This window comes from Chryseobacterium sp. Leaf405, from assembly GCF_001425355.1.
Classification (GTDB): domain Bacteria; phylum Bacteroidota; class Bacteroidia; order Flavobacteriales; family Weeksellaceae; genus Chryseobacterium.
In genome coordinates, this window is the sequence record NZ_LMQN01000001.1 from 107,451 (window position 1) to 121,094 (window position 13,644).

Consider the following 13,644-nt stretch of genomic DNA (forward strand, 5'->3'; position numbering starts at 1 on the left):
CAGAATTCAGCTCTTTAATTTTCATATAACCAAACACGCAACAGCGACAAAAGCTGGTCTATATCTACCGGTTTTGAGATATAATCTGATGCTCCCGCAGTAATACATTTTTCACGGTCTCCAATCATAGATTTTGCGGTAATAGCAATTACCGGAAGTCTTGAAAACGCAGGCATTTTCCGAATTTGTCTTATCGTTTCATATCCGTCCATTTCCGGCATCATCATATCCATCAGGGCAACATCAATATCAGGATTTAATTTAATCTGTTCAAGCGCCTGCTTGCCATCCATCGCCAAGATAACTTCAACTTTATATTTCTCCAGCGCTTTGGTTAATGAGAATATATTTCTGGCATCATCGTCAGTAATCAGGATTTTTTTACCGCTTAAAACATCCGTTAAAGATCCTAGCGCTTTGCTTCTTGAAACTTCACTTAAATTATTTTTTTCTTCCACCAAATGTAAGAACAATCCTACCTCATCCAAAATTCTTTGATATGAATGAACGGTTTTTACGACGATAGAATCTGCATATTGCTTAATTTTAGCTTCTTCAGAATTTGATAAATTACGTTCAGTAAAAATAATTACCGGAAGATTTTCCAAACCTTCATAACTTTTAATCGATTCTATAATTTGGTATTCATTGCCTTTGGACGTTCCAATATCTAAAATAACACAATCAGCTTTTTCTGTTGTTAAGGCTTTCACACTGTCTTCCACATTATTTTCTACTGACAAAGAAATATTAAAATTGCTCAGGAAATAAGACAACGCACTTGCATGTTTGGCATTTTCTTCAACAATTAATACTTTTTGCGGAGACTTTTGCAGTGCTTCTTCAATTTTTCTAAATACTCCTGACATCTGCTCTAACGCAACAGGTTTGTTGATAAAATCAATTGCTCCTTTCATCATACTTTCATGTTTTACATGTAAAGCAGACATCATGTGCACAGGAATGTGTCTTGTTTTCGAATTAGATTTCAACTCATCCATTACTTTCCAGCCGTCTTTTACAGGAAGCTGAATATCCAATAAAACTGCCAACGGACGATACTGTTCTGCCGCCGACAGCGCATGATCTCCTCTTACCACGACAACCCCTTTATAATTCTGCATTCTGGCATATTTCAACAATGCTTTTGCAAAATTGGTATCATCTTCTATAATAAGAATTACTTTGTCATCTTTTGTAATTGAATCTCTGTCATCATCAATATTCTCAGGGATTTCCAAGAAATTGACATCTACAGAATGATCATCTATGATATTTTTGATTTCCTGAACATCTTCCTGAATAATTTCAATTAAATGTTCATCGGTTTCACTGTAAACAGACTTTGATTTTTCATTAACAGGAATGCTAAAACTGAACTCACTTCCTTCATCAACTTTACTTGAGAGAGACAATTCTCCACCTAATAGTCTGGCAATTTCACGGCTGATGGAAAGACCAAGCCCCGTTCCGCCAAATTTACGTCTTGTAGAACCGTCTGCCTGCTGAAACGCTTCAAATATAATTCTCTGCTTCTCTTCGGCAATCCCGATTCCCGTATCTTTTACACTGAAAATAATGAAATTTTTATTTTTAGGATCTTTTTTAATATTTAAATTAATGCTTCCTTCACTTGTGAATTTCAAAGCGTTAGACAATAGATTTCTCAGCACCTGATCTACTCTTAAACGATCTGTCTCAATAGTTTTAAGTCCGTTTTCAATATTGATATTAAACTTAATTCCTTTTTCCTGAACCATCGGATTGAATAATTTCTGAAGATCATCTGCTACTTCATTAATGACAACATTCTGATATTCCAAGGTCATTTTGCCGGACTCAATTTTAGCTAAATCTAATATTTCATCAATTAGAGTTAAAAGACTACTTCCCGAACTTTGGATAACTTTCGCCGATTCTATCTGATCTTCATTAAGATTCTCCTCATGATTTTCAGACATTAAACGGGAAAGAAGAAGGATTGAATTTAATGGCGTTCTCAACTCATGAGACATATTTGCCAGAAATTCTGACTTATATTTTGTACTTAATGCTAATTCTTCAACTTTTTTCTGAATTTCAATGTTACGTTCAGCGATTAAATAGTTTTTATCTTCTAATAATTTTGAACGTTCTTCCAATTCAGTATTTGCCTGCATCAGCTCTTCCTGCTGCACTTTCAGTTCTTCTTCCGATGCCTGAAGCTTTTGAGTTTGTGCCTCTAATTCTGTATTAAGATTTTCCAATTCAGAATGCTGAACCTGCAATTCTTCTGATTGAGCCTGAGTTTCTTCAAATAATTGCTGTTCTTTTTCGCGCCCTCTAGCGGCAGTTAAAGCAATACCGATATTTCTTGTACATTCTAAAAAATAGTCTATTCTTCCTTCGCTGAAATTTTCAGATGAACCCACTTCCAAAACACCTATGGCGTGACCTTCTGAAATTATAGGAATGACTAATATTCCGTTGATTTTCAATTTACTGCTTGCAAAAGTAACCGCAAAATCATTTTCATTAAGATCATTGTATACTTTTTCTTTTTCCTGAATAAATACCTGCCCGATCATTCCTTCACCCGGTTGGAAAGATTTTTTCATATTTCCTTCCAAACCTAAAGCAGTATTTAATTTCAGAGTCCCTTCATCCATTAGATAAATAACTCCGTTGATACACTTTCCGTATTCCACCAACTGATTTAATGATACTGAGGTAACTTCTTTTACAGAATTATTGCCAACCAAAGATTCATTTAGTAAAGCAAGACCTTTCTGACGCCAGTCACTTTTATTAATTTTATCAAAAGATTTCTTCAAAGAATCTGTCATATGATTGAGAGATTCCACAAGATCACCCAAATCATCCTGAGAATCGTCTGATGCTTTCTGACTGTAATCGCCATTGGCAACTCTATTGGCAACCTGCTGAATGGCACTTACCCTTTTCTGAATTTCTAAATCTTTTGCTACTAATGCTTTTTCAAGCTTATCTCTTCGAATTAAATCATTTTTTAATTTAATATAAAAGAGAACCGTTACAATAATCGCTGCAAGTGCCGACAAAATAATAAATACGACGGTTAAATTCGTAGAATCGTTCAGATCTTTATTGCTCTGCTCGCGCTGCTGCTCTTCGTATTTTACAAACTCGTGAACAATCTTACGGCATTGATCCATATAAAACTTGCTGGACAGCATTTGTTCCTGATTCATCTGCTTGCCATTGCGCTTATTTTCAACAAACTGGGTAAGATTGGTGATATTGCTGTTGACGTTTTGCTCCAGTTTATTCAGGCGATTCAGCTGTACCTGATCTTTAATATCCAAAGATTTAGCAATTTCCATAGCTTTTGGAAATTCAATAAGACTTCGCTTGTAAGGATCCAGAAAAATTTCTTTTCCGGTAAGCTGATACCCGCGATTTCCTGTTTCGGCATCCAAAAGGGAAACTAAAACATCTTTTACAGACATTATTGCACGACGGCTTCTGGAAAGATTTTCACGATTTTCAATCTGATTCTGTATGCTCCAGTAAGATGCTGCCGAACTTGTAAGCAAAATCAGCAAAGAAAATCCTACCCCGAACTGTAGATTTCGAATTATTTTTTGTGGCATAATTTAGTTTAATGGTAAGGTAAAATAAAAGGTGGAACCTTCATTTAAAATACTGGAAACACCGATGGTCCCGTGATGTTGGTGAATAATTTCCGAACAGATAAACAACCCGATCCCCATTCCCTGAAACTGTAATGAAGATTCTTCTACACGGTAAAATTTATTGAAAACAGCATCTTGTTTAAAATCCGGAATTCCGATCCCAAAATCTGTTACATTTACTTTTACTTCTCCTTCATCTTCATCCACAAAAGTAGTAACAATAACCTGATTGTTTTTAGGGGAATATTTGATTGCATTGGTGAGGAAATTAATCAAAACCTGCTCAATTCTCACTTCATCTAACGGAATCAGAATATCTGGTTTAATACCGTGACGATCAATTCTTACTTTATCTTCATCATGAGTCTGCAATATGGTTTCAATCGCATTCTGAATAACGTTTTCAAGATTGGTAGGCTTTTTATTGATTTTAAGCTTTCCGTTTTCTATTTTAGAAACATCCAGCAAATCGGTAATTAAATTATTCAGTTTTTCAATCTGATCCTGCACTTTATGCATATATCCCGCTTCGGCACTTTGAGCATCCAGTTTTAACTTTCTGTCAAGTAACTGAACGTACGCTTTAATACTCGTTAAAGGAGTTTTGAGTTCATGGCTGGCAATACTCAGGAATTCATCTTTTTCCTTTTCTATTTTTTTCTGATCATCAATATCTGTAAAAGTTCCCACCCATTTTTTAATCGTTCCCTCTTCATTCACGGGAGTCATTCTCAATAAATGATAACGGAATTCATTTGAATCTATATTTTTGATGCGGGTTTCCAATTCCATGGCTTTCCCTTTTTGTCTGCACCTTGTATATTCTTCTTTAATATCAGGATCGTCGGGATGAGTTTCAGGGAAATTTTCCTCAGAATATGAATATTGATGCCATTTTGCATTCACAGAATCTATAATTCCGTCTTCATTCAGCGTAAAAGCAATTTGCGGCAAAGATTCCATCATCAAATGAAAATGATCGATCTGAGACTTCATGGTAACCTGAGATTCTCTTCTTCCTTTTACTTCAAGCTCCAGACTTTGATGAGCTTTTTTCATGGCAATGTTTTTCTCCTGCAAATTGTAGAAAGTTTTCACCTTAAGTAAAAGAATTTCAGGATCCACGGGTTTAGTTACGTAATCCTTACCTCCGGAAGCGTATCCTTTTGTAATAAATTTTTTCTCTGTATTTACTGCCGATAAAAATATAATCGGAATATCTTTGGTTTTGCTGTATCCTGCAAGTGTTTCCGCCACCTCAAAGCCATCCATGTCAGGCATCTGAACATCCAGAATAATTAATGCGTAATCTTTTTTCAATGCTTTTACCAGAGCCGCTTCTCCGGAATTTGCCGTATCTACCTGAAAATCTTTCGATTCTAATAATTTTTTCAGAGAAAAAAGATTACTTTCATTATCATCAACAATTAAGATCATAAGGGCTAAAGTGTCTATTAAATTTATATTACTTGATACTCCAAAAATACTCACAATATTTCAAAAATACTTTTATTTTTTTGTGTGTCTATGAAGTATTTATTTTTATAACAAATCCAAATTTAGTCATTTTAAAAAAAATCTCATAACAATGTGGTATACACGGCATACTATTTGCTAAAAAGAAAACATCATCATCACACTTACATATATTTTTTAAATTACAACCTCGGCATTTGCTGAGGTTTTTCATTTTATGAATTCTTAAATTTCTCAAATACATAAAAAACAAAAGGCATCCGATGAACAGATGCCTTTTGAAGATTTATTTTAATTTATTATTTATTTCTGATTTGCTTTTACATCAATTGCGATTTCGATGTCTTTGCTGATCATCCATTCTGCAGGATCAGTTTCGTTTGTTCCGAATTTAATTCCCCAGTCAGCACGATTTACAGTGAATTGAGCTTTAACAGCCGCAGATTTATCCGCAACATCTACTTTTGCAGGGAAAGAAACGTTAAGTGTTTTTCCAAGAAGCGTAAGGTTTCCGCTTACAGTTTTGTTTGCTCCTTCTATAGCGTTTTGTGCACCGGCAGCAAGATCTTCAACTTTAGTAATTTTAAATTCTGCAGTCGGGAATTTTTCTACATTAAAGAAGTCAGCACTTTTAAGGTGACCTTCAAGTTCTGTATATTTTTTGTCTTTTTCAGTAACTGAAGCAGGATCTACTTTAATTGATTTCATATCAATCACAAATTCTCCTGAAGATAACTGCTTGTCTGCAACAGATAATTCTCCTGAAGTAATGCTAAGAGTTCCCCAACGTGGAGCCAACCCTCCTTTGTGGAAAGCTTTCCAGTTTACCATTGAAGTTGCCGCATCTACTGCAAAAACATCCCCTTTTTTGTCTGCAACCTGCTGTTCCTGAGCTGTAGAAACTGTATCTGCCTTCTTTTCACACGATGCAAGAAGTAAACCTAAACCCGCTAAAGCGATAAATCCGAATTTTTTCATTTTTTTAATATTAATTATTATTGATTAAAGTTCTATCTGAATTATAATGCAAAATAGTAATTTTTTTGACATCATAACTTTTATTCCTGCAAATGTCAGACAAAATAAGGTATTGCATCTTATCATAAATCAAGAAAACGAGAAAAATCAAATTAAAACCGAATATAAAGCCAATTTTAACTATCGAGCCAGCCGGATTCCCGTAAACTGCCATTGAAGTTTTGTCTGAAAGAAATTGCGATAGGTATTTCTACTGTGCCCTAAAGGCGTTGCTTCGGAAGCTCCCCGCAACACCATCTGATTGACCATAAATTTGCCATTGTACTCACCCACTGCACCGGGTTCTTTTTTAAATCCGGGATATGGTAAATAAGCAGAATTCGTCCATTCCCACCGTTTTCCCCAATCAAACTGGTCAGATGCAACTTCCCATTCGGCTTCTGTTGGCAGACGCATTTCTTTCCATGAGGCAAACGCTGAAGCTTCAAAGAAATTGATGTGACAAAGTTCTTCATCAGCATTGACTTCTGTTAAACCATTCAATGTATAATGCATCCATTTTTCATCAATAAAATGCCAGTATAATGGAGCTTTAGCGTTATTTTCCTTTACCCAATCCCAGCCTTCTGCGTGCCAATGCCTGAAATCCTGATATCCGCCGGATTCCATAAATTCCAGATATTCGCCATTGGTCACCAACTGATTTGATATTTCAAAGTCATTAAGATATATTTTATGTCTTCCCAATTCATTATCGAAACAAAAGCCTTCACCTTTGAAACCAATTTCATATACTCCTTCAGAAAATCGGATCATTTCAGAATTTGCTGAAATTTTATTACTTAAAATCTGATCCTTTTTGTAAGCAGGAAAAAGAGGATTGTGTCCTAAAATATATTTAATATCCGTCATTAGTAATTCCTGATGCTGTTGCTCATGATTAAGCCCCAATTCCAGTAAAGTTTCAGTTTTCGAAGTCATAAAATTACTTTGCAGTAAAATCTTCATATGTTCATCAACATATTTTCGGTATCGATAGACATCTGAAACGGAAGGTCGGCTCAAATTTCCTCTGTCCGTTCGGATTACTCTTGCACCGATGGTTTCGTAATAACTGTTGAAAACAAAATTATATTGAGGATCAAAAACCTGATAATCCGGAAAATTGGGTTGTAGAATAAACGTTTCAAAAAACCAGGTCGTATGACCAAGATGCCATTTCGGTGGACTTACATCTACGATGGGCTGTACCACGTAATCTTCAATTTCTAAAGGCTCACAAATCTTTTCAGAATGCTTACGAATTGCTGAATATTTTTTAACTAAATCTAAAACAGTAATTTCTGGTATCATGTTACTTAGTTTTTTATTACTTTACCTGCCATACAGCATCTACAAACCATTTTTTAGAGTCTTTTATCTCTCCGACAATTTTAAACCCGGATTTTTTACCCAATTCTTTTATTTGATCGTCTGAAAATTTCTGAGAAACTTCCATATCGATGTATTCATTTTCTGAAAAAGAAATAATTTCGTCTCCAATAGTTACTTTTTGATCTTTAAGACTGATCAAAAAACTTCTGCAAGCTCCCGTGATAGGATCGTACGTTTCATAATGCTGAAACTGATCTGTTTTGAAATCTGCGCCAAGTTCCCGATTGATTCGTCGCAAAAGATTAAGATTAAATGCTGCTGTAATTCCTTTTTTATCGTTGTAAGCATCCAAAATAACCTGCGGATTTTTCTTTAAATCAAAACCAATTAAAATAATATCTCCGGAATTAAGATTTTTATTTAACCCCAAACAGAAATCTTGTGATTCTTCTAAACTCATATTCCCGATATTTCCTCCCAAAAACAGAATAACTTTCTTTCGTGAAGATAATAAAGCTGCTTTTTGAAGCATTTCAAAATATTCTCCTTCTAAAGAAACAATTTTCAATTCAGGAATTTCGTCATTTAATTTTTTATTTAATAATGAAAGAATATTTCCTGAAATATCAATCGGCATATACGTAAAATCTACTCCTTCTTTTACGAGATATTGCAATAAGTAGGATGACTTCAATGCGTCTCCCGCACCAAGTTCAATCAAATCAAAAGGTTCATTTTCAGGTAAAATTAATTGAGCAAGTTCTGCTGTTTTATTTTTAAAAATATCGAGCTCGCATTTCGTAAGATAATATTCCGGCATTGCCATGATTTTCTGGAAAAGACGGTCTCCGGTTTTATCGTAAAAATATTTTGAAGATAATTTTTTTGGACTCTTTTTTAAACCTTCCAACACATCAGATTGAAAACTATCGGTATGATAATTTTCTGTGGGAGAAGCTTTATCTAACTGTAAATTCATATTATAGATTTTGTGGTTTTAATTTACTACAACTATCTTGCCGCCACAATAAAAGAATTTTAAAGTTTATAATCTGCCAACATAACTTAATATAATTTCAACGACTATTTTTGCCACTTCATCGAAAATAACCTCATTTTTACAAGATTCTTACAGAACTTTACATCAGAAAAAAGAACAATACACAACAACTTAAATCTTATTATTATGAAAGCAAAAATCGGAATCACAGAAAAAAACACAGAAGCTGTAGCAGAACAATTGTCAAAATTATTAGCTGATGAATTCTTACTGTACACAAAAACAAGAAATGCACACTGGAATGTAACTGGAGATAATTTTCACGCCATGCATATTTTCTTTGAAAGCCAATACAGACAATTGGATGAATTGGTAGACAGTGTAGCTGAACGTATGCGTAAAATCGGTCATTATGCGCCTGCAACAATGCAAATCTATCTGGAATTAACACATCTTACAGAAGCCAGCGACAGAACAAATGACGGACTTGGATTTATGAAAGATTTATTAGCCGATCATGAAAGTATTATCGAGTTTTTACGAGGAAATATTACTCCTTTTGCGGAAGAATTTAAAGATTACGGTACCAGCGACTTCATCACAGGATTAATGGAAACCCATGAAGAAATGGCGTGGATGATCCGCTCTTACTTCAGATAACAGAGACCATAAGGCAAAAAAATAAAATGGAATAAGTATATTTGTATGAAATCATAAATATACCACCATGAGAGCCTTAATCGTTGATGACAATGATATAGCAAGAACTACGCTGGCACATCTGGCAAAACAAATTCCGGGACTTACGATTGTAAAAGAATATTGCAATGCGATTGAAGCTTACCATCATTTGCAGACCCATCAGGTTGATTTGATATTTCTTGATATTGAAATGCCTGAAATGACAGGAATTGAACTCACAAAAAACCTTTCGGGGAAAGATACCATCATTATTTTCACGTCTTCTAAAAAAGAATACGCTCTTGAAGCTTTTGAGCTTAATATTGCGGATTATATTTTAAAGCCGGTTACACCCGCAAGGTTTTTACAGGCAGTCGGAAAAGCGCAATCTATTCTTGAAAGCAGAAAGGAAAATGTTCAGGTTACCCAGAATGAGTTTTTGTTTGTAAGAGATTCCAATATCACAAGACGATTAAAGTTGGATGATATATTTTATGCTGAAGCGATGGGCGATTACGTAAAATTTTACACGAAAGAAAAAATGTTCGCCATTCATGGAACGATGAAAGCTGCGGAAGAACGCTTACCAAAAAACGATTTTATCAGGGTTCATCGTTCTTATATTATCTCTTTGAGCAAGATTGACACACTTCAGGATGGCGGAATTATGATTAACGGAAAGTTTGTTCCCGTTGCCGATGCTTATCGTAAAGCACTGAATGCGAGAATGAACGTTTTTTAACCTAAATGATCATCTGCCTTTTTCACAAGTTTTTCTGTAATTATGTAACGGAATCGAAGTAAAGCAATCATCAACTTTATATATTATTTATGATAAATATTTCTGTAATGGGCAACAAACGATTTAGTTATTTTATAATTCTTACATTCATTGCAGGAACTATACTTTTGATCGCTGTTCAGATCAATTCAGCAAAAAATACGAAAGAACTTATCCAGAATAACAATACACTTCTCAGCGAACTGCGGTCGAGCAATCATTTACGGGAAATCGACCGCGATATTCTGGGAGTGGAAAGCAGGATTCGTGCTTCTATTGCAACCAATGACACCACGCATCTTGAAGGAATCGACAAGAAAATAAATCAGATAGAAAACTTTCTGGATTCTTTATCCAGAGACAATTTTGATGCTGAAGAAGAAAAACTAATCCATAGATTAAGTGTTCTTGCTCTCGATAAAAAAATAGTGCGGGACAAATTATTACAACGCTATGATGCTCTTGGAAATATGGATGATCAAACGTCTATTGCCAATCCCAGAGCGAGGAGAATTTCCAACGAAATTACTTCCATTACCGCAAAAATTTATGAAAAACGCCAGCTACATATGGTGGAACTCAGTAGAAGAAGCGAAGAAATGGGCAGAAAAGCAAGATGGTACGATATTTCTTTGTTGATTTTATTGATATTGAGTGGTGCTGTTGTCGGGTTTCATATTCTTCGTCAGTTCAAAAGATTACGCTTACTGATCGACGACTTAGATATTGCAGAGAAAAAAGCATCGGTTGCTGCACAGACAAAAGAGAATTTCTTAGCCAATATGAGCCACGAAATCCGTACACCGTTGAGCGGAATTTTAGGCTTTACCAATTTACTGCAAAAAAGACCGTTGGATCAGACTTCGGCAGAATTTGTATCATCCATTCAGCGTTCTGGAGAAAATTTAATGACCATTATTAATGATATTCTTGATTTATCTAAAATTGAAGCCGGAATGATGCGCATTACCCCCGGAACATTCAGTATTAATGGTTTATTAAACTCTGTAGAAACATTTTTTGTTGAAAGAGCCAAAGAAAAAGGATTGACGATTTCAAGCAAAGTAGATCCGTCAATTCCCGATACATTAACAGGAGACGCAACGCGATTAACGCAGATTTTAGTTAACCTCATCGGGAATGCCATAAAATTTACCCAGCAGGGAAGCATCAATATTGAAGTTTATAATAAACAGCAGACAGAAAGTGAAGTGATCCTCGGTTTTAAAATTTCTGATACAGGAATCGGGATCGACAAAGACAAACTGAGCGAAATCTTTGAGCGTTTCAACCAAGGTGAAGATTCTATTACCCGAAATTACGGAGGAACAGGATTGGGCTTATCTATCGTGAAAAATTTAATCCAGTTACAACGTGGTGATATTGAAGTCATCAGTGAACAGGGAAAAGGAACAACATTCAGCTTTTATATTCCTTATGGCATAGCAAAAGAGCAGTTAACCGCAATTCCTGTTGTTGATACTCATTATTTCAAAGATAAATCAAATGCTCCGTTGAAAGTTTTAGTAGTCGATGATAATGTAATTAACCAAAGCCTGATGAAACATTTGCTGATGCAATGGAACATCGATTTTGATATTGTTTCCAACGGTTTGGAAGCGGTAGATTATCTCAAAAAAAACGAATACAACTTGATATTGATGGATATTCAGATGCCGAAGATGGACGGATATGCTGCCACGCAGAAAATTCGAGAAGAATTACACCTGGATGTACCTATTATTGCCATGACAGCGCACGCATTGGCGGGCGAAAGAGAAAAATGCATGAGCCGTGGAATGAACGAATATATTTCTAAACCGATTAAAGAAGAAGAACTTTTTAAACTGATTTCAAATTTCGGATTACAAAATAAAGATCAGACAGCAAACAAACCTACAGAAGTAAAACCTGTATTTCAATACATTGAACTGACTTATATGCAGTCTATAAGTGGCGGTGATAAAGATTTTGAACAAACCGTTACCCAACAGTTTATTGATAAAATCCCTAATCATCTTCGTGAATTAGAGACCGCGTATCAGAATAAAGATTTTACAACCGTGAAACTGAGAGCTCATGATCTTAAATCGAGTGTTGCCATCATGGGACTGTCAGCTTTGTTAAACGAAAAACTGGATCTGCTTGAAATGACTGCCGAGCAAACTCTAACGGCAGAAGAAACTTTACAGGAAGTAAAAAATATCATTCTTTCAGCGCTTCAGGAAGCCGAAACGCTCTTACAACATTTACAAAATATTAAAATCTAATAAAATGAACTTATTTTCACCCATAAAACTTCGTAATCTTGAATTAAAAAACAGGATTGTGTTATCTCCCATGCAGCAATACAGTGCTAAAAACGGTGTTCCGAATAATTGGCATCTGGTGCATTTAGGAAGCCGAGCAGTGGGCGGCGCAGGTTTAATTCTAACCGAATGCACAGCTGTTTCATCAGAAGGATTGGCTACATTAAGTGATGTAGGAATCTGGAACGACGAACAGAAAAATGCATGGAAAAACATTGTCGATTTTGTGCACGAACAGGATGCTAAAATAGGAATCCAATTGTGGCATTCCGGTGGAAAAGGCAGTCTTAAACATCCTGATGAAAGGATGAAACCACTTACGCCAGAAGAAGGCGGATGGATTGTAAAAACGTCTTACCCAACAGCAATTAACGGTGTGATCCCCGGAGAGCTGACGATTTCTGAAATTCAGGAACTGAAAAATAAATTTGTGGAAGCAGCCATTCGTTCGGTGGAAGCAGGTTTTGACACTATTGAATTACACGCAGGACACGGATATTTATTTCATCAGTTTTATTCTAAAGTAATCAATAAACGTGAAGATGAATATGGCGGAAGCTTTAAAAACAGAACCCGATTCTTAATAGAAACCGTTCAGGAAATCAGAAAAGTAATCCCTGAAACAATGCCATTACTCGTAAGAATTTCGGCGGTGGATTATATCGAAACGGAAGATGGATGGACGCTGGATAATAGTGTTGATCTCTCAACCTTATTAAAGGAAAACGGCGTAGATTTTATCACGGCTTCCGGTGGTGGACTTACCAATGTGAGTAAAGACAAAGTATATCCCGGCTATCAGGTTCCTTTTGCCACCGCCATCAAAGAAAAAACCGGAATTTTAACGGGAGCTGTCGGAATGATCACCAGTCCGAAACAGGCGAATGAAATCATCACCAATAATCAGGCAGATTTAGTTGTTATTGCCAGAGAACATTTGCGGGATCCATATTTCTCTATTCACGCAGCGATGGAACTGGAATTGGATACGGAAATTCCGTGGCAGTACAAAAGAGCTTTTTAAAGAGAACTTTACAAAAGATATCTGTTATGCATTTTCGTCAGTTCGAGTAAATTTTTGAAAAAAATTGTATCGAGAAGTTGGTAATTTCTTAAGATTTTACTCCATATAAAGTCTGTCTCAATTTCATTATTGAGGCAGATTTTTTTCTGTGAATGTCTAAACAGGTTGTTTTAATTTAATCAGGTTTCTGTTTTAGTTCCTGCAGTCTGTTTTAATTAAAACAGATTTTAGTTTTATTTAAAACAGTTTGTGTAAGATCAAACATATTTCTGTTTTAGTTTCCGCAACTTGTTTTAATTAAAACAGATTTTAGTTTTATTTAAAACAGTTTGTGTAAGATCAAACATATTTCTGTTTTGTTTACCGCA

9 protein-coding genes are annotated in these 13,644 nt (G+C 35.3%); 4 read left to right on the plus strand and 5 right to left on the minus strand.

Going from position 1 to position 13,644, the window contains the following annotated elements; all coding sequences use genetic code 11:
* Positions 1–14 precede the first annotated feature (14 nt).
* The 5 genes from ASG22_RS00545 to ASG22_RS00565 form a co-directional block, all read right to left on the minus strand.
* Positions 15–3,611, minus strand: coding sequence for a response regulator (locus ASG22_RS00545; protein WP_055978965.1), 3,597 nt, complete (start codon positions 3,609–3,611; stop codon positions 15–17).
* Between the two features lie 3 nt (positions 3,612–3,614).
* Positions 3,615–5,090 carry a response regulator gene (locus ASG22_RS00550; RefSeq protein ID WP_055978968.1) on the minus strand — a complete coding sequence of 492 codons (1,476 nt, stop codon included), beginning with the start codon at positions 5,088–5,090 and terminating at the stop codon, positions 3,615–3,617.
* A gap of 342 nt (positions 5,091–5,432) precedes the next feature.
* Entirely contained in the window at positions 5,433–6,107 is a 675-nt protein-coding gene (locus ASG22_RS00555) for a YceI family protein (RefSeq protein ID WP_055978971.1), read from the minus strand.
* Between the two features lie 180 nt (positions 6,108–6,287).
* The gene (gene egtB / locus ASG22_RS00560; RefSeq protein WP_055978975.1) at positions 6,288–7,460 is read right to left on the minus strand and encodes an ergothioneine biosynthesis protein EgtB; all 1,173 of its coding nucleotides are present in this window, start codon (positions 7,458–7,460) and stop codon (positions 6,288–6,290) included.
* A gap of 16 nt (positions 7,461–7,476) precedes the next feature.
* On the minus strand, positions 7,477–8,460 hold the full coding sequence (locus ASG22_RS00565; RefSeq protein WP_055978978.1) for an L-histidine N(alpha)-methyltransferase: 984 nt from the start codon (positions 8,458–8,460) through the stop codon (positions 7,477–7,479).
* A gap of 207 nt (positions 8,461–8,667) precedes the next feature.
* On the opposite strand from ASG22_RS00565, the gene ASG22_RS00570 reads away from it, so the two are divergent.
* The 4 genes from ASG22_RS00570 (at position 8,668) to ASG22_RS00585 (ending at position 13,276) form a co-directional block, all read left to right on the plus strand.
* On the plus strand, positions 8,668–9,141 hold the full coding sequence (locus ASG22_RS00570) for a Dps family protein (RefSeq protein WP_055978982.1): 474 nt from the start codon (positions 8,668–8,670) through the stop codon (positions 9,139–9,141).
* Between the two features lie 67 nt (positions 9,142–9,208).
* Positions 9,209–9,904, plus strand: a complete 696-nt coding sequence (locus ASG22_RS00575) for a LytR/AlgR family response regulator transcription factor (protein WP_055978985.1) — start codon at positions 9,209–9,211, stop codon at positions 9,902–9,904.
* A gap of 107 nt (positions 9,905–10,011) precedes the next feature.
* On the plus strand, positions 10,012–12,213 hold the full coding sequence (locus ASG22_RS00580) for a hybrid sensor histidine kinase/response regulator (RefSeq protein WP_055980210.1): 2,202 nt from the start codon (positions 10,012–10,014) through the stop codon (positions 12,211–12,213).
* A 4-nt stretch (positions 12,214–12,217) separates the two neighbouring features.
* The gene (locus ASG22_RS00585; protein WP_055978988.1) at positions 12,218–13,276 is read left to right on the plus strand and encodes an NADH:flavin oxidoreductase/NADH oxidase; all 1,059 of its coding nucleotides are present in this window, start codon (positions 12,218–12,220) and stop codon (positions 13,274–13,276) included.
* The last annotated feature ends 368 nt before the right edge of the window (positions 13,277–13,644 follow it).